This window comes from uncultured Gemella sp. (assembly GCF_963525165.1).
Taxonomy (GTDB): domain Bacteria; phylum Bacillota; class Bacilli; order Staphylococcales; family Gemellaceae; genus Gemella.
The window spans coordinates 1-17,530 of record NZ_CAURJN010000016.1 but is presented as its reverse complement, the minus strand read 5'-3'; the positions used below and the strand labels follow the sequence as shown (position 1 = coordinate 17,530).

Below are 17,530 nucleotides of genomic sequence, written 5' to 3'. Positions count from 1 at the left end.
ATGCGAATATAAAAAATACCAATGATAAATAAAATCCATAATTTCCCTTTAATAAATTTAGTAATTTTTTATACATTTCAGCCTCCTTATTCTTTAATAATACCACAATAATATAAGAGTGTGAATAATTTATCCTCACTCTTATATTATTATTATTATTATTTTGATTCTCTTCTGTTTTTTATTACCAATGTAGCAATTATACATACAATTGAGTAGGCTAGAAGTATAGCTAGAGCTTTATAAGAGAAAATATCTTCTTTGATATATTTATTAACGAACTCTAATAAATAATAAGTTGGTGTCAGTTTAGATATATTTTGCAACCATTCTGGGAAAAGATAAACAGGCCACCAAAGTCCACCTAACATAGCAAGTCCTAGGTATAATATATTAGCAAGTAACGAAAGTTTTTCTTCTGATTTAATAAGGGATAGAAGTAATCCCATACCTAAAAATGTAATACTTCCAATAAGCATTAGAACAGCTGACATAATCCATTCGCGAGCTGTCATATTAACGTCTCTAAAGATATGACCAACAGCAAACACAACAACTATTGATATAATAAATGTAATTATTAGACGAATAAAACGAGCAAGGTAGTATTCAGATATTTTTACGGGAGAATTATTTAATATATGCAGATAGTTATTTTTTTCATCTTCTTTTATAGAAATAGGAAGAGAAAAAAGAGCGAAACTTATACTACTGAATGCAGTCATTGAAATAAGCATATCTTTTACTACGCGTACCTTTGTTTCAGGATCATCGAATTGCTGCATCCCAGAAAATAGGATAAAGAAGATAACTGGAAAACCTAATCCCATAATAAAATTAGTTAAGTTTCTTTTTATGAATATAAATTCTATGTTTAATAAGTTGGTAAGATTTCTCATTATTTCTCTCCTCCGTTTTCTTTTGTAGTTACAAAAATACTATCTAATAAAGTTCTATTTTGAATTTCAATTTCTTTAAACGTGCAACCAGCTTGGTGTAATATGTTCCATATTTCATCTGGTTTCTTTGTTAAGAAATTAATATTATCTGTTTTTATTTCTAAATTATTTATAATATCACTATCTTTCAATAAATCTAGATATTTTATAGGTAGTGTGAAGTATTTTTCAATTTCTTCAGCACGCATAGCATGTGGAGTAGTATCACGAACTAGTTTTCCTTTATTTAGAACTAAGATTCTATCTGCTGTATGTTCTACTTCTTCAATGTAGTGTGATGAATAAATAATAGTTAAACCTTTATTTTTTAAGTTATTCACAATTTCCCAAAATCTGATACGTGTTGATGTATCCATGCCAGCTGTTGGTTCATCTAAGAAAATTAATTTTGGTCGCCCTATTAATGTAATAATAAAAGATAATAATCTTTTTTGGCCTCCTGATAATTTAGAAGCAAAATTATCTTTTTGAGACTCATCAAATCTTAGCAGTGCATCGATTTCTTCATTTGTTAAGGGATTCTTATATAATTTCTGTATGAAATCGAGTAGTTCTTTTACTTTTAGTTTTTCAGGAACAACATTTTCCTGAGGAAGTATGTTAAGAAATTCTTTTAGTTTTTGGTTGCCTGGATTTAGAGAATTAATTTTTATTGAACCTGAGTTGATAAATTTATTTCCTAATAGACAGTTCATTAGAGTAGTCTTACCAGCTCCATTTGGTCCGATTAAAGCAATACATTCACCAGAATTCACTTCAAAAGAAATATTATTTAAGATGTTTTTCCCTTTAATTGTTTTTGTTATATTTTTTACTTTTATAATATTATTTAATGACATTTAGATCACCTCTCCTTTGATAATTAAATTATATCAAAGTAGGAGAGTGTCTTTTTAGTAGGTAATGTCACGAAGTAATATGACAAATGTCATAAAAAATAGACTTAAGGGGAGAACCCAAAAGTCCTAAATTTTAACAAAGTGTATATGAAAACTCATAGATGCAGTGGTTTATTGATATCTAATAAACTTTGCGGGGGTGACTCGACAAAATCGATTTCTTCGAAATCACGATTTTTGAGTCACTCCCTTTAAGTCGGTGTATATAATTATTTCATATCTTTTATTTCAATAATAGTTGAATCAGTATTATCGAGAATAGATTTAACTACTGACTCTGTTACTTTTTCAACTGGAAGAGGATACACATTTTTGAAAAATGTTATACCTAATTTTGAAAAGAATTTAATCGGTAATATATTGAAATAAGAGGTAAGTCTGCCTTTACCGTACATAAGACCTGGACGGACTATTAGATAATCTAGTTTTGAATCTCTCACTAATCTTTCTCCAGCAAGCTTGCTTTCTAAATATTGTTTAAAGCCACCATTTTCAGAAAAGTAGACGAGTTTATTGATATTGTGTTTTTGACATAATTTAATTGTCTGTGCCACACTTTCTGTATTAAGTTTTGAATATAGATTTTTATTTTTAATCGTTCCAATTAGATGAATGACTATATCGTAGCATTTTTTAATTATTATAGTGTCAAGGTCGAAAATATCTCCCTGTATCCATGTTACTTTATCTTTAGAAATAGAGTGATTTTGGTTTCTAGATAAATAGCTAACTTCTACTTTGTATTTCTTAAATTCTTTAATTAATGCTTGACCTACAAAGCCATTGCCACCGATTATTAATATGTTCATAAGTACCTCATTTGAATTTATGTTGTTTTTTCATATTAACATAACTTAATTCTCAAGTAAATTTATTTAAACTAATTAATAAAAGATGATATAATAGTATCAATTTAAAAGGAGTGTGATTGAATGAAAGTAGGTTTAGTATTAGAAGGTGGAGCAATGAGAGGACTATTTACAGCTGGTGTCCTTGATGTGTTCTTGGAAAATAATATAGAGGTTACAGATATCGTAGGTGTTTCAGCAGGAACGCTGTTTGGGGTGAATTATGTTTCTAAACAACCTAAAAGAGCACTTCGTTACAATGTTAATTATATAAATGATAAGAGATATATGAGTTTAAAAAGTTGGATAAAAACTGGAAACTTGATTAATAAGGATTTTACATATTACAGGCTTCCTTTTCAATTAGATGTATTTGACAATAAAACGTTCAAAGAGTCTAAGACTGATTTTTATGCGACAGTAACTAATATTGAAAATGGAGAAGCGGAGTTTATAAAAATCCATGATCCGTATCTGCAAATGGAGACTTTGAGGGCAACTTCTGCATTACCTTTTATTTCGGAAATAATAGAAGTAGAGGGGAAAAAGTATCTTGATGGGGGAATAGCTAATAGCATACCGATAGACTTCTTTGAAAAACAAAATTACGATAAAATAATTGTTATATTAACAAGACCTATTTCATATAGAAAGAAAAAGTCAACAAGTATACAATTTAAAATGTTCTATAAAAAATATCCGCAATTAGTTGAAAAATTAGAGAATAGATATAAAGATTATAATGAAACGGTTGAAAGGATACTTGAGTTGGAAAAACAGGGGAAAGTATTTGTTATAAGACCTAGTGAAGATATTACTGTAAAACGACTTGAAAAAGATACAGAAAAACTAAACCACGTGTATAATTTAGGGGTGAAAGACGGAAAACATATTATAGAAAATTTAAAAGAATATATAAGTTATAAAGGAGAGAAATAAAATGAGTGAAGAAATTAAAATTAATCCAGAAGAATTTGAAAGAAAATCAAAAGATGAATTAAAAAAAGAATTATCTGATTTAGAATATGCAGTTACTATGGAAAGTGCAACGGAGACTCCTTTTACAGGTCAATATTGGGATAGTTTTGAAGAAGGAGTTTATGTTGATATTACAACAGGTGAGCCACTATTTTCTTCAAAAGATAAGTTTAAATCTAGTTGTGGATGGCCAAGCTTTTCTAAACCAATAGAAAAAGAGGTAACTAAGTATTATAAAGATAATTCTCACTATGTTGAGCGTATAGAAGTAAGGAGTAGAGTTGGCGATGCACACTTAGGGCATGTATTTCCTGATGGTCCTACTGAGTCAGGTGGGCTTAGATACTGTATTAATAGTGCGTCAATAAGATTTATTAAGAAAGAAGATTTAGAAAAAGAAGGATATGCAGACTTATTAAGTTTATTCAAATAGTATTTTTAGAATAGGTAATTGATAGAAAGTATCGATTATCTATTTATTTTATCATAAAATAATACTATTTTTTGATATATTTATAATGATAACAGCTACATCATTTTTACTCAGTTGAATAACAGTTATATAATGGGTAATAAATATTCTTAAAATAGAAGTTTTTAAAATATCACGCTTTCATAATCGTTACAGTAAAGTTTTCATTTTGAATATTTAAATTTCTATGAAAATTTAAAATAAATTATCAGAAATAAAAAAATTGTACTAGTACTGCAGTTCACAAAATGTACACAAATAGAATATGAAAAAATATTGTTAAAAAAGCGAGTTGTATGTAAACTATGAGTGTAACAAAAAATTAAAACCAATAAATAAATATATACAAAAAAAATTTAAGGAGTGACTAAATTATGACAACAGTTGCAGAAAAAAAAGCATTCGTTGGTGGTAAATGGCAAACAGAGGTAGACTTAGTAGATTTTATTAAGTCTAACTATACAGAGTATAGAGGAGATTCTTCTTTCCTAGCTGGGCCAACAGAAGCTACTACTAAATTAGTAGAAAAATTCAATGATTTAATGCGTCAAGAACGTTTAGCTGGTGGGACATTAGATATGGATACTAGTATTCCTTCAACTATTCTTTCTCACGGACCAGGGTACATTGAAAAAGATTTAGAACAAGTTGTAGGATTACAAACAGAAAAACCACTTAAACGCGCTTTAATGACTTTTGGTGGTATTAACATGGCAGTTAACAGCTGTAAAGCATACGGATATGAAGTAGATGAAGAAGTTATTAAAATCTTCACTGACTACCGTAAAACTCATAACCAAGGTGTATTCGATGCTTATACTCCAGAAATGCGTCTAGTAAGAAAATCTGGTGTTATTACAGGGCTTCCAGATGCATACGGACGTGGACGTATTATCGGAGACTACCGTCGTGTGGCATTATACGGAGTAGATCAACTTATCGCTTGGAAAAAAGATGACTTAGCTAAAATCGGTGCTGATGGAGTTATGACTGAACACGTTATCCGTGACCGTGAAGAAGTTAACGAACAAATTCGTGCTTTAGGTGAATTAAAAGAAATGGCTAAAATCTACGGATTTGATATTTCTGAGCCAGCTACAAACGCTAAAGAAGCTGTTCAATGGCTATACTTCGGATACTTAGCAGCTATCAAACAACAAAATGGTGCTGCGATGTCTATCGGTAACATTGCTACATTCTTAGATATTTATATTGAAAGAGATTTACAAGATGGAACAATTAACGAGTCTCAAGCTCAAGAATTAATTGACCACTTAGTATTAAAACTACGTTGTGTTAAATTCGCTCGTACTCCAGACTATAACCAATTATTCTCAGGAGACCCAATCTGGGCTACATTAATTGTTGGGGAAATGTTAGACGCTGAAAGATCATTAGTAACAAAAACAGACTTCCGTTTCATCCACACATTAGATAACATGGGTAACTCTCCAGAGCCAAACTTAACAATTCTTTGGTCAACTAAATTACCAAGAGGATTCAAAGAATATTGTTCTGAATCTTCAATTAACCACAGTGCTATCCAATATGAAAGTGATGAGTTACTTGCAGACTTCCTAGGAACTTGTGATAAATCTATCGCATGTTGTGTATCTGGTATGACTACTGGTAAAGATATGCAATTCTTCGGAGCTCGTGCTAACTTAGCTAAAGCATTACTATACACAATCAATGGTGGACGTGATGAATTATCTGGTGAGCAAGTTGGACCGAAAACAGAATCTCTTCGTGGTGTATTAAACTACGATGAAGTTTGGGCTAAATTTGATGTATTCATGGAATGGTTATGTAAACTATACATCAATACATTAAACGTAATCCACTACATGCACGATAAATATTCTTATGAAAGCTTAGAAATGGCGTTACACGACACTAACGTAAGAAGATTTATGGCAACTGGTATCGCTGGATTCTCAGTAGCAGTGGACAGTTTATCAGCTATTAAATATGCTAAAGTTACTCCAATTGAAGACGAAAATGGATTAGCTGTAGATTACAAAGTTGAAGGGGAATTCCCAACATTTGGTAACAACGATGACCGTGCTGACGAAATCGCTGTTGAATTATTAAAAGTGTTCATGACGAAACTTAAAAAACACGAAACTTACCGTGCAGATGAAACTACAACTTCTATCTTAACTATTACTTCAAACGTGGTATATGGTAAGAAAACTGGTAACACTCCAGATGGACGTCGTAAAGGAGAACCATTCTCTCCAGGTGCTAACCCAATGAACGGACGTGACCAAAGTGGAGCACTAGCTTGCTTAAGCTCAGTAGCTAAATTACCTTATGAATACAGCCGTGATGGAATCAGTTTAACTGCTGCATTTACTCCAAATTCATTAGGTAAAACTAAAGAAGATCAAATTAAAAACTTAACAGCAATGATGGACGGATACTTCAAAAAAGGTGGTTTCCACTTAAATACTAACGTATTTAATAAAGAAACATTACTTAAAGTTATTGAATCTCCAGAAGATTATCCAAACTTCACAATTCGTGTATCAGGATATGCAGTACGTTTAATCAGCTTAACTCCAGAGCAACAACGTGATGTATTAAGCCGTACAATGCACCAATTCATGTAATTAAGTAAATAATTAAAAGAAGGTGGAGGCGAAAGGCCTCCACTTTTTAGATTAAAATAATTATATTTTCAGAATACGATAAAAAAAACTATAGAATAGCAAAAGGAGGAAATCGCATATGGAAATGGAAAAAGTAGAAGGAATAGCTATAGAAGAGAAAAAAGAATTGACAGCTAATGTACATTCAGTTGAGTCATTTGGTAATGTCGATGGACCAGGAATTAGATATGTGGTATTCTTTCAAGGTTGCATGCTAAGATGCAAATATTGCCATAATCCAGATACATGGAAAATGCATAATCCTGATGCTAAAGTTATGACAGTAGATCAATTAACGAAAGAAATAGTAAAGTATCGTGAATTTTTTGAAGCAAGTGATGGAGGAGGAGTTACAGTAAGTGGGGGAGAATCGCTACTGCAAATTGATTTCATCTTAGAGCTTTTTAGAAAACTAAAGGAATTAGGAATCAATACTTGCGTTGATACTTGTGGTGGTTTCTATGTTAACACTCCAACTATGAATAAAAAAGTACTAGAATTAATCTCTTTAACGGATTTATTCTTAGTCGATATAAAACATATAGACGATGAGCAACACTTGCGTTTAACAAAACGAACAAATAAAAATATTATTCAATTTACTAACTTTTTAAGTGATAATGGTGCAAAAATGTGGATAAGACATGTACTTGTACCGAAATGGACTGATGATGATTATTATCTACAAAAACTTCGTGAGTATATCGATACATTAAATGGTGTAGAGCGTGTTGAAGTCCTACCTTATCATGATATGGCGAAATTCAAATATAAAGAATTAGGAATAGAATATGAATTGAATGATATTAATCCGCCGACAAAAGATCGTATAAAAAATGCTATCGAAATCTTAGGTGCAAGATATGACATAAGTTAAATAATTAAAAGTGGGTAATTAGAAGGCGTATCGTTTAGAAATGACTTTTGAATTACTCATTTATATATACTTAAAGACGACTAAAGGTAAGTTTTGATTTTAGTCGTCTTTAAATTATAATTATTAATGAGCTGGGGCTGTACCTTCTAGCATAGATTTAATATATGCTTCAACGTCACTGTTACTTGATTTAACATTGTACTCTTCAAATAATTTTTTAAGAGCTTTACTTACGATTGTACTATCTTTCTTAACAGCCTCTTCAGCCGCTTTTTCAGCTAATGCTGGTTTTAATTCATCGAATGATGAGTCTTTTTCATCTAGTACTTTAATAATGTGATATCCGAATGAAGTTTTTACAACATCAGATGTTTTATCTTTACTTAATGCGTATGCGGCATCTTTGAATTCCTTAACGAATGAGTTATCTTCTTTAGAAGACCATCCTAAGTCTCCTCCGTTAGAGGCATTTGCAGTATCATTAGAGTTTTCTTTTGCTAGTGTAGCAAAGTCTCCACCATCTTTAAGTTTTTTAAGTACTTCTTCTGCTTTTTTCTTAGCTTCTTCATCACTTAATCCATTTGGATTTGATTCACTTTTAACACTTACAAGAATGTGTGCTAGGTGATATTGGTGTTTATTTTTTTCGTAACTTTCTTTAAGTTTATCATCGTTAGTTCCTGCGTAATCATTGATTAATAATGTTTGAGCAGCTTTAACTTTTAATCCATCTTTATATTTATCAAGTGTAAATCCTTGTTGTTTTAAAAGTTGTTCAAATTTATCTTTTCCACCGTATTGTTCTTGAGCTTTTTGAAGTTGCTCATCGATTGATTTTTGATCAATTTTGTTTTTATATTTATCTAAAAGTACTTTTTGGATCATCATACTTGTAGCTGTTTTAGAAAGTTGGCTAGCTCCAATGCTTTCTACGATATCTTTTTCTGTAACGTCTCCTGCTTTACTAGAGATATATTTAGTTCCTCCAGCAGAGCATCCTGCTAATCCTATAACAGAGATACTAAGTGCTATAGGCAAAATAGCTTTTTTAAACTTTTTCATTAAATTTTGTCCTCCTATGTGTACATATGTATTAATATATCATATTTTTTAATATAAAACAACTAAAGAATCGGTGATATCAATCTTGCGAACGCTTCTTTGATTTTTATAAGTAAACTTCTCTTTTGATATTCAGAAAAAGAAACTAGGGTAGATTTTTCAATATCTTTTAGGAAAATATCTCTAAACTCTTTTGTAGTTTTATCATCATACATAAATGCGTTTAGTTCGAAGTTTAATTTGAAACTTCTGTAATCGAAGTTAGCGCTACCTAAACTTGAAACTTCATCGTCTATAATAATCATCTTAGTATGAATAAATCCATTTTCATAGATATATGTTTGTGCCCCTAATTCTGCAAGCTCACCAATAAATGAGTATGTAGCCCAATATACGAATATATGATCAGGTTTATTAGGTACTATAATTCTCACATCTATTCCTGATAATATAGCCATCTTTAGTGCATCCATAACACTTTCATCGGGGATGAAGTAGGGTGATTGAATGTATATATATTTCTTAGCCCTAGATATCATGTATAAATAGCTATATTTTATTTTTTGAAGTTTATTATCTGGTCCACTTGAAACTAGTTGAATCGGTAAATAATTATTAACTGGTGTAGAAACATGTTCTGAGGTTAGTTTTAGTTGTTCTGTTTTTTTAGTTGTTTGAGAATTCCAATCATCTATAAAACGATATTCTAAAGAACCTACTGCTTCACCTTCAATACGGAGATGAGTATCACGCCAATATCCGAATTTTTTATCCAATCCTAAGTATTCGTCCCCAACATTGAAACCACCTGTATAACCGATATTACCGTCTATAATAACAATTTTTCTATGGTTTCTATAGTTCATACGAAAGTTAATAAGCGGCAATTTTGATTTGAAGAATTTTTTTATTTTAGCATTGTTTTTTGTGAGTTGTCTCAAAGAAGAAATACTTAATTTTCTTGATCCAATATCATCGTAAAGAATATATACATCAACACCTTCCAGAAGTTTTTGTTCAAGAAGGGAGAAAAGTTGTTTTCCGATGCCATCTTTTCTTAATATATAATATTGAATATGAATGTAGCTCTTAGCGTTTTTTATATCTTCAAAAAGTAATCTGAATTTTTCTTTTCCATCTGTAATAATTCGAATTTTATTGTTTTTAGATAAAAATGACTTATCAGTTTCAAAATTTAGTTCTATTAAATTTCTGTGTTTATGAATTACTTGTTCATTTATTGTAATTTCATAGGGCACAGTTCTCTTTAACAAGTTTTGTTGATATCTAATTTTTTCATCATCTGAACAAGGAAATATTTTCTCCCTATATATAGGTCTTCCAAATATTAAATATAGAATGAATCCTAGATATGGTATTAAAAATAATACTAGAATCCATGCCCAAGATGACGTAGTAGTTTGATACTCTAAAAAGACGATTGAAAATGCCAATAAAGTATTAATTACTAAAAAGATTGTCAAAACTATATCAAAATTTATATCATTAAAAATAGAAGTTATATAATAAAAAATACTAGAAATATTAATATTTAATAATTGTAAATTTATATAATTCATAATATATCACTCCTAACTTAATAGTACCTTAAAATATCTGAAATGTCTATTAATATTATTTACATAAACAATATGTTCTTTTAGCAGATAATAATTTATTTGACACTAAAATGAAAAAAATAGAGTAATTTTGAATAAATATAAAATATTATACTTATAAAATAATTTATTAATTTTTGTGTTATGAGTTGAATTTTTATAAATTTATATTATAATGGAATAGAGAACAAAAAAGGAGAATGTTATGCCTAATAATATTTTAGAAGAATTAAAAATGAAATTTGAAGATTTTGCAAGTGAGTTAGAAAATATTGAACCTGAAAAAGTTGATTTAACTCAAATTGATAGATTAATTGCATTAGTAGAAGAATTAGATAACGAAATTAAAACTATAAAATAATAGTAGAATTGGATAAGCTGAAGTGGGAGTGTTTTGCTTTTACTCAGCTTATCTTCATGAATGAGGATACGATGAAAAATAAAAACGGAAAAAGATTAAACGTCTTACTTACAATTAAAAAAATTGGTATTAATGGTGAGGGGATAGGGTATTATAAAAAGAAAATTACTTTTGTAAAAGGTACTTTACCTGATGAGGTTATTGTTTGTGAAATAGTTGAGGAGACACAAAAATATATAATTGGAAAACTTGTCAAAGTAAAAGAACCAAGCCCATATAGAGTAGAAATTAAACGAGAGTATGCAGAAAGTGGAGCATACGGCTTAGCTCATGTTAGTTATGAAAAACAATTAGAATATAAACGTACAATTTTATTAGATGCATTTGATAAGTATTATAGACTACCAAAACCCGATAAATTAGTGCTAAAAACATTAGCTAGTCCTGTAACAGAAGGGTATCGTAATAAAAACCAATTTCCACTAGCTGTTAGAAATGGACGAGTTATTGCAGGGTTATATAAAGAAGGTTCTAACGATTTAGTTGAAATTAATGAAGATTTAGCATTACATGAGAATGGTAATAAAATAACAAACTTAGCTAAGAAATTACTAGGAAAATATAAAGTAGAAATCTCTACAAATAAAAAGAATTATGGTGTGAAATACATTTCTACAAGAACTTCATTCTATAATGGAGATGTTCAAGTAACATTTGTAGCGAATACTGATAAGATTAAAAACATGGATAAGGTCGTTAATGAACTTAAGCGTGAAAGAATTGTAAAAAGTATTATATTAAATATCACTAATGATAAAGATCATTTAGTGATGGGAACAGAAAGTGTAACTTTATACGGTTCAGATTATATCGTTGAAAAAATTGGAGATATTAAGTACGAACTTTCAGCTAAATCATTCTTCCAATTAAATCCGCCAGCAACTAAAAAACTTTATGATAAAGTAGTAGAATTCGCCGCACTAAAAGAAACAGATGTTGTATTAGATGCGTTTTGTGGAGTTGGAACAATTGGGCAATATGTTAGCCGTAACTGTAAAGAAGTATATGGTGTAGATATTATTCCAGCTGCGATTGAAGACGCTAATGACAATGTTAAATTAAATAATTTAACAAACTGTACTTATGTTGCAGGAGATGCTAATAAAATAGTTCTACGTTGGAAGAAAAAAGGAATAAACTTTGATGTAGCAATAGTAGATCCACCGCGTGTAGGTCTTGGACCATTAGCTAAAAATCTATTAGCGGTTGATGCTAAGAAGATTGTCTATGTGAGCTGTAATCCATCTACATTAGCACGTGATTTAAAAGTTTTAACAAGAAAATATAAAATTAGACGTATTCAACCAGTAGACATGTTCCCAGGAACAGCGGCAGTTGAAGCGGTAGTTGAATTGATTAGAAAATAATTTTCAGAGGAAAAATATGGATAGTTTTGAACAATTGAAAAAAGAAATAATGGCAGATAGTGATAATGAAAAATACACGGATAAAGGAATTGAACCCTTATTTTCTACTCCAAACACAGCTAAAATATTAATCATAGGTCAAGCTCCTGGTATTAAAGCTCAGGAAAGTAAAATCTTCTTCAATGATAAAAGTGGGATTAAACTTCGCGAGTGGATGGGAGTAGATGATGAAATATTTTATAAATCTGGTTTAATAGGTGTAGTTCCAATGGATTTCTATTATCCAGGTAAAGGTAAGAGTGGGGATTTACCACCTCGAAAAAACTTTGCCCAAAAATGGCATTCAAAAGTTTTAGAACTTATGCCTAATCTCGAACTTATTATTCTTGTGGGAAAATATGCGCAAGATTATTACTTGGGAAATGATAAAAAACAGAATCTAACAGAAACTGTATATAATTATAAACAGTACTTGCCACGTTATTTTCCAATTGTTCACCCGTCACCATTGAATTTTCGTTGGCATAATAAAAATCCATGGTTTATTAAAGAAGTAGTACCGGAATTACAAAAAAGGGTGAAGGAAATATTACAGAAATAAATCATTAAAAAATAAAGACTGAGGTAACTTGAAGATTTCTATGAAATCATGATTTCGAGTTACCTCAGTCTCTTTAATTTTCTATTATTTCAAATCTAGTCTGCTCACCGTAATATATAAGCAGTGAAGATAGTATTGTTTTTAACTGTTCTAAATTATCGGTTTTTAAAATAATTTCTGCCTTACCAGAGATTACGTTAAAAGCATCACCACTCTTTACAGAGATTATTTCTATATTTTTATATTTTGTAGTTTTTCGTACAAATTCACCAGCGATAATTGTTGTATCGATGGCTTCATGAGGTTCAGCTCCGTGTCCACCTTTACCATAAATAGTAACTAAATATGTATTCATATCTATTGTTCCCCCTTAAGATTTTTTATTACATTGGTAGAATCAAATGCTAGTGTTAAAAATATTGAAACTGTTTGTTTCATTACTTCTTCTTCAAAATCGAAATTTGGGTGGTGATGTGGATATTTAGCGAATGTAGAATTTCCTGCACCGATTAAGAAAAATGCTCCGGGAACTTCTTCAACATAATATGCAAAATCTTCTCCAATCATAAGTGGTTCAATTTCCATCTGCTTAATATCTGGAAGAATTTTAGAAGTTGCTTTTTGAATTTCTATTGTTCCTTTTTTATGATTTATAAGAGGAGGATATCCCCCGTAGTAAATAAATTCTATAGTAGTGCTAGGATATTCATTTTCTAGAGTTTTGCATAAATTTTGAAGTTTAGTTAGTACCATTTTATGAAGTTCTTTATTAAAATGTCTTATCGTACCAGTAATACTTGCTTCTTTAACAGAGCTTTCAAGTTTTCCTAAAGTAATGACAAGTGTTTCTCTTGGTTTAGAAAATCGTGAAACTATTTGTTGAGTCATACTAACAAATTCTGCAGCAATAATATTTGCATTTTCTTTAGTGTTAATTTTCACTTCGAATCTATCAGCAGCGGCACATAGTTCTTTGTAACTATATCCTAAAGTTCCAAGTGGAAGGGGTGTCCAAAGATGAGCTCCAAATATTGCATCAACACCTTGTAAACAACCAGCATCTATCATAGGTTTTGCTCCACCTGGAGCTTGTTCTTCACCGTATTGGAAAACTGCTACAACATCATGTGGTAGTTCTTTTTGATTATTCATTAATACTTTACACGTTGCAAGTAATGCTGTAGTGTGTCCATCATGACCACAAGCATGCATTGCATTGGGGATTGTAGACTTGTATGGAGTTTCTTTTGCGTCATTTATAGGTAGAGCATCGAAGTCAGCTCGAAAAGAAATTGTTTTTGAAGAATCTTGTCCTTTTATTCTTGCAACTACACCATTTAAGCCGACGTTTGTTTTAATATTAGTAATTCCAATTTTTTCTAAATATTCTTTAATGAATCTCGCTGTATTTTTTTCGTTAAATGAAACTTCAGGATGCATATGCATATAGCGGCGAAGTTCAATCATTTCTGGATAAAATTTATCAAGTTCATTTTGTATAATTTGTTCAATCATAAAAACCTCCAGATTACTTTTTTAATTATAAATACAATTATAGCATAAATATTTTAATAAATAGAGAATAGTTTAAGAAAATGTTTTCAATTATTTTTATTTTTGATATAATATGAGATAAATAGACACTAGTAAAACTCAATTCGGAGGTGGGAGCATGGATACATTAGATTAATAGAGAGATTTTATTAAAAAGGAGTTAATGTATGCAAATATTAAATATTAAAAACATAGAGTTTGAGAAACAAGGGAAGATATTATTTAAAATAGAAAAATTGAGTATAAATACTGGTGACATTATTGGTTTAATAGGGAAAAACGGTTCAGGAAAGACAACTCTGTTAAAATATATTGATGATTTAGTTAAAGACAAAAATAATATTTCATCAGAGTTTTTAGAATTTGGAGAAAATTCTCTTCTTAAAAAAAGTGGAGGAGAAGTTGTTGTAAGTAAGATTAGGGGTAGTTTATTATCTAATGTGGAGCTATATTTACTAGACGAACCATCAACTTACTTAGATTATAATAATGCTAACAAAATAGCTAATCTTATAAAAAGAACTCCAGCGACTTTTTGTATAGCAAGTCATGATAGAAATTTTCTAAATAATGTTTGTACTAAGTTATGGATAATCGAAAATAATACTGTGAGAGAATTTAATGGAAATTATCATGAGTACAAGTTTCAAGAAGAAATTGAAACTACTGAGTATGAAGCTGAATTACAAAAGTACAATAAAGAAGCTAAGAAGATAAAGAAAAGCATCCAAGAGATGAAAGAGGAACAGGGGAAAAAATCTGGAAAGCCAAAGAACATGAGTGGATCAGATTATAGAATTATAAGTGTAAAAAATAAAATTTCAAAAAACGAAAAGAGATTACAGAAAAAAATATCAAGACAAGAAGATAAGTTGCAGGCTAATATTAAACCTAAGCCGTTAAAAGATAAATATGATATTGAATTTTTAGAGATATTTAAGGAAACTCATAACAAGAGTTTTTGTATTGACGCGAAAAGCTGTGAAATAGATGGTAAAATTCTTTGGACATCACCTGGTTTTACTTTTGCTAGTGGTGATAAAATCTTAATTAAAGGAAAAAACGGTTCAGGGAAGACTACTTTTCTGAAATATGTGAGAAAGTCTATTCCTTGTTCTTTGCAAGTAGCATATTTTGAACAAAATAGATTTGATATTTTTGAGGAAGAGAAGACACTGTTTGAATTCGTGAAAGAATCTACTACACTAGATGATATAGAACTTAGAAATATACTAGCTTTACTAAATTTTAGAGGTGATGATATTAATAAGAAGACATCAGTTTTAAGTAAAGGGGAGAAGGTTAAACTTTATTTCGTAAGTTTACTTTTTAGAAAAACAGATGTACTGTTATTAGATGAGATAACTAACTTTTTAGATGTCGTTGCGATAGAAGCGGTAGAGAAGATATTAAAGAAATATCCTGGTATATTAGTTATGGTGAGTCACGATATGGAATTTATCGATAATGTTGCAACTAAGGTTATAAACATTACGAATAAAGAAGTTCTAAAATTTGAGTAAATTAGAAGTTAATAAAAATATTTAGGAGGACAATTATGATAAAAATTATTATAGCTGCATTCTTAATATTAGGTTTTGTCTCAGCTGCGGTTGCTAGTGCTAGATGGAAAGAAAAGGATAAGAATGCTGAATATGAGGAAATGTAGTAAGAAAGTCATTGATTAGACATCAAGGAGAAATTTCACTGATGGGACTAACTCAGAAGTACAAAGTAAAGAATATAAGTAATCACCTAAATTTTCAATAATCGTCTAAAAGTATGATATGATTAGGTGAAAAAACAAAGTGTTTGATTCAAAATTTTTATGAGAATTCATAGACGCAGTGGTTTATTGATATGTAAGTACAACTTTATAAAAGCTTTTTTAGAATCACTCTATTATTTGAGGAATTAATAAGTTTGTCTAGCTTTTTGGCGAATTTCCTTCACCCTTGACATGTTTATTGAATTTATAATATAATTCATATATTATTTAATTTTATCTGTAAAGGAGATTGAAAATGAAGATTAACTTACCTTTTAATGAAAATATTTTACCTAAACGATTTGGGAAAGAAGCAGAACCTGGTGATGTTATTAAGAATAATCCAGTACGTTCATTTCCGTTTGAGATAACAGAGTTGCCAGAAGGAACAAAGTATGTAGCTATTACATTAATAGACTATGATGCTATTCCAGTTTGTTCGTTCCCATGGATTCATTGGCTTGTCACTGATATAGAGGTAGTGGATAATGAGGTTATTATTCCTGAAAACTATAGTTTAGACTATAAAAATTCTATTAAACAGGGGAAAAATAGTTTTTCTAGTCCACTATTGGGGATGGATTTTACTGAAATTGATTCAATTTTTGTTGGACCCACACCACCTGATAAGGATCATAGATACACAATTGAAGTTTTCGCATTATCAGATAAAACAGGTTTAGAAGATGGTTTTTACTATAATGAATTATTAGATGCAGTGGATTCAATCACATTAGATAGAGCTACTGCTGTTGTTATTGGTCAATTTTAAATTAAGAATTAAAATCAAAGGACTTTTAGAAAAATTGTAGTAAATAATAAAGAAATCTATTAGTATTTTGTTATCTAGCTCTTTTTAGGATACTGGGAATGACACCATTGAAGTCTCAACTTAAGTTTCAGTTTAAAAAATAGTTTTAGGTTAAATTCCAGTTTTTTATTTGAACTGGAATTTACTTTTGGAATTAACATTTAAAATACTAGCTGTAAAGCGTATCCACAAATAGTTGATTATCACAGTTTAATTTGATATAATCAAAATTGGAGAGAGAAGTTAGAGAACATTAGTTTTCGATAAAGATGGTGGCTACTTCAATATGAAAGGGGATGATGCTTATGCTCATAAGTATCGAAATCTGGATGAAAGGAGTAGCAAGTTGTCAGCTTACGAAATTGTACAGACGATTATTGGAATAAATCTATTGATTGTTTCAGTAGTTAGTGCATGTATTGTAGCATTAAAAAAAGACAATAAAAAATAACCATCTTTAACTTTAGCAGGTTAGATGGTTATTTTTATAATCAATTAACTGGAGCTACCGTCTTTAAAACGGCTCTCTCTTTTATATTTCCATTCTAGCATAAATAATGTAGAAAAGCAATGATTTTTATTAAAAGATATAGTAAAATTATTACGGAAAGGGTAGAAAAAAAGAATAAATTCCTTTAAA

General features: G+C 29.9%; 17 protein-coding genes. 10 read left to right on the top strand and 7 right to left on the bottom strand.

All coding sequences use genetic code 11. The features are described 5' to 3' along the window. Window positions 1-158: 158 nt before the first annotated feature. The 3 genes from RWQ74_RS04605 to RWQ74_RS04595 form a co-directional block, all read right to left on the bottom strand. The gene (locus RWQ74_RS04605; protein WP_314397117.1) at window positions 159-899 is read right to left on the bottom strand and encodes an ABC transporter permease; all 741 of its coding nucleotides are present in this window, start codon (window positions 897-899) and stop codon (window positions 159-161) included. Then, window positions 899-1,798, bottom strand: a complete 900-nt coding sequence (locus RWQ74_RS04600; RefSeq protein ID WP_314397116.1) for an ABC transporter ATP-binding protein — start codon at window positions 1,796-1,798, stop codon at window positions 899-901. The genes RWQ74_RS04605 and RWQ74_RS04600 overlap by 1 nt, the downstream gene beginning before the upstream one ends. Before the next feature lie 269 nt (window positions 1,799-2,067). Next, window positions 2,068-2,667, bottom strand: a complete 600-nt coding sequence (locus RWQ74_RS04595; protein ID WP_314397115.1) for an NAD(P)-dependent oxidoreductase — start codon at window positions 2,665-2,667, stop codon at window positions 2,068-2,070. 123 nt (window positions 2,668-2,790) lie between these two features. Here RWQ74_RS04595 and RWQ74_RS04590 point away from each other — a divergent pair, with 123 nt between their 5' ends. The 4 genes from RWQ74_RS04590 (at window position 2,791) to pflA (ending at window position 7,687) form a co-directional block, all read left to right on the top strand. Next, entirely contained in the window at window positions 2,791-3,645 is an 855-nt protein-coding gene (locus RWQ74_RS04590) for a patatin family protein (protein ID WP_314397114.1), read from the top strand. A gap of 1 nt (window position 3,646) precedes the next feature. Then, window positions 3,647-4,117 (top strand): peptide-methionine (R)-S-oxide reductase MsrB, encoded by a 471-nt coding sequence (gene msrB / locus RWQ74_RS04585; RefSeq protein WP_314397113.1) that lies wholly within the window; start codon window positions 3,647-3,649, stop codon window positions 4,115-4,117. A 413-nt stretch (window positions 4,118-4,530) separates the two neighbouring features. Next, window positions 4,531-6,771, top strand: a complete 2,241-nt coding sequence (gene pflB / locus RWQ74_RS04580; protein WP_314397112.1) for a formate C-acetyltransferase — start codon at window positions 4,531-4,533, stop codon at window positions 6,769-6,771. A 118-nt stretch (window positions 6,772-6,889) separates the two neighbouring features. Then, window positions 6,890-7,687, top strand: a complete 798-nt coding sequence (gene pflA, locus RWQ74_RS04575) for a pyruvate formate-lyase-activating protein (protein WP_314397111.1) — start codon at window positions 6,890-6,892, stop codon at window positions 7,685-7,687. A 123-nt stretch (window positions 7,688-7,810) separates the two neighbouring features. On the opposite strand, the gene RWQ74_RS04570 is transcribed toward pflA, so the two are convergent. Both RWQ74_RS04570 and cls read right to left on the bottom strand, forming a co-directional pair. Beyond that, window positions 7,811-8,749 carry a peptidylprolyl isomerase gene (locus tag RWQ74_RS04570; RefSeq protein WP_314397110.1) on the bottom strand — a complete coding sequence of 313 codons (939 nt, stop codon included), beginning with the start codon at window positions 8,747-8,749 and terminating at the stop codon, window positions 7,811-7,813. Between the two features lie 62 nt (window positions 8,750-8,811). Further along, a complete protein-coding gene (gene cls / locus RWQ74_RS04565; RefSeq protein WP_314397109.1) occupies window positions 8,812-10,329 on the bottom strand; it encodes a cardiolipin synthase in 1,518 nt (505 codons plus the stop codon). A gap of 244 nt (window positions 10,330-10,573) precedes the next feature. On the opposite strand from cls, the gene RWQ74_RS04560 reads away from it, so the two are divergent. From RWQ74_RS04560 to RWQ74_RS04550, 3 genes are all read left to right on the top strand, one after another. Continuing rightward, window positions 10,574-10,729, top strand: a complete 156-nt coding sequence (locus RWQ74_RS04560; RefSeq protein ID WP_314086359.1) for an SE1561 family protein — start codon at window positions 10,574-10,576, stop codon at window positions 10,727-10,729. A 71-nt stretch (window positions 10,730-10,800) separates the two neighbouring features. Beyond that, window positions 10,801-12,156 (top strand): 23S rRNA (uracil(1939)-C(5))-methyltransferase RlmD, encoded by a 1,356-nt coding sequence (gene rlmD / locus RWQ74_RS04555; protein ID WP_314397108.1) that lies wholly within the window; start codon window positions 10,801-10,803, stop codon window positions 12,154-12,156. Between the two features lie 16 nt (window positions 12,157-12,172). Beyond that, window positions 12,173-12,757, top strand: a complete 585-nt coding sequence (locus tag RWQ74_RS04550) for a uracil-DNA glycosylase family protein (protein ID WP_314397107.1) — start codon at window positions 12,173-12,175, stop codon at window positions 12,755-12,757. Window positions 12,758-12,830: 73 nt separating this feature from the next. Here RWQ74_RS04550 and RWQ74_RS04545 read toward each other — a convergent pair whose 3' ends face one another. Together RWQ74_RS04545 and RWQ74_RS04540 are read right to left on the bottom strand one after the other, a co-directional pair. Then, window positions 12,831-13,112: a peptidase dimerization domain-containing protein gene (locus RWQ74_RS04545; protein ID WP_314397106.1), complete on the bottom strand. Its 282-nt coding sequence runs from the start codon at window positions 13,110-13,112 to the stop codon at window positions 12,831-12,833. A 2-nt stretch (window positions 13,113-13,114) separates the two neighbouring features. Then, complete coding sequence (locus RWQ74_RS04540) at window positions 13,115-14,272, bottom strand: amidohydrolase (protein WP_314397105.1); 1,158 nt, start codon at window positions 14,270-14,272, stop codon at window positions 13,115-13,117. A gap of 206 nt (window positions 14,273-14,478) precedes the next feature. On the opposite strand from RWQ74_RS04540, the gene RWQ74_RS04535 reads away from it, so the two are divergent. The 3 genes from RWQ74_RS04535 to RWQ74_RS04525 all read left to right on the top strand — a co-directional run bounded on the left by RWQ74_RS04535 (window position 14,479) and on the right by RWQ74_RS04525 (window position 17,341). Next, window positions 14,479-15,834: an ATP-binding cassette domain-containing protein gene (locus RWQ74_RS04535; RefSeq protein ID WP_314397104.1), complete on the top strand. Its 1,356-nt coding sequence runs from the start codon at window positions 14,479-14,481 to the stop codon at window positions 15,832-15,834. A 501-nt stretch (window positions 15,835-16,335) separates the two neighbouring features. Beyond that, on the top strand, window positions 16,336-16,851 hold the full coding sequence (locus tag RWQ74_RS04530; protein ID WP_274459964.1) for a YbhB/YbcL family Raf kinase inhibitor-like protein: 516 nt from the start codon (window positions 16,336-16,338) through the stop codon (window positions 16,849-16,851). 325 nt (window positions 16,852-17,176) lie between these two features. Then, window positions 17,177-17,341 carry a hypothetical protein gene (locus tag RWQ74_RS04525; protein WP_314397103.1) on the top strand — a complete coding sequence of 55 codons (165 nt, stop codon included), beginning with the start codon at window positions 17,177-17,179 and terminating at the stop codon, window positions 17,339-17,341. Window positions 17,342-17,530: the final 189 nt, after the last annotated feature.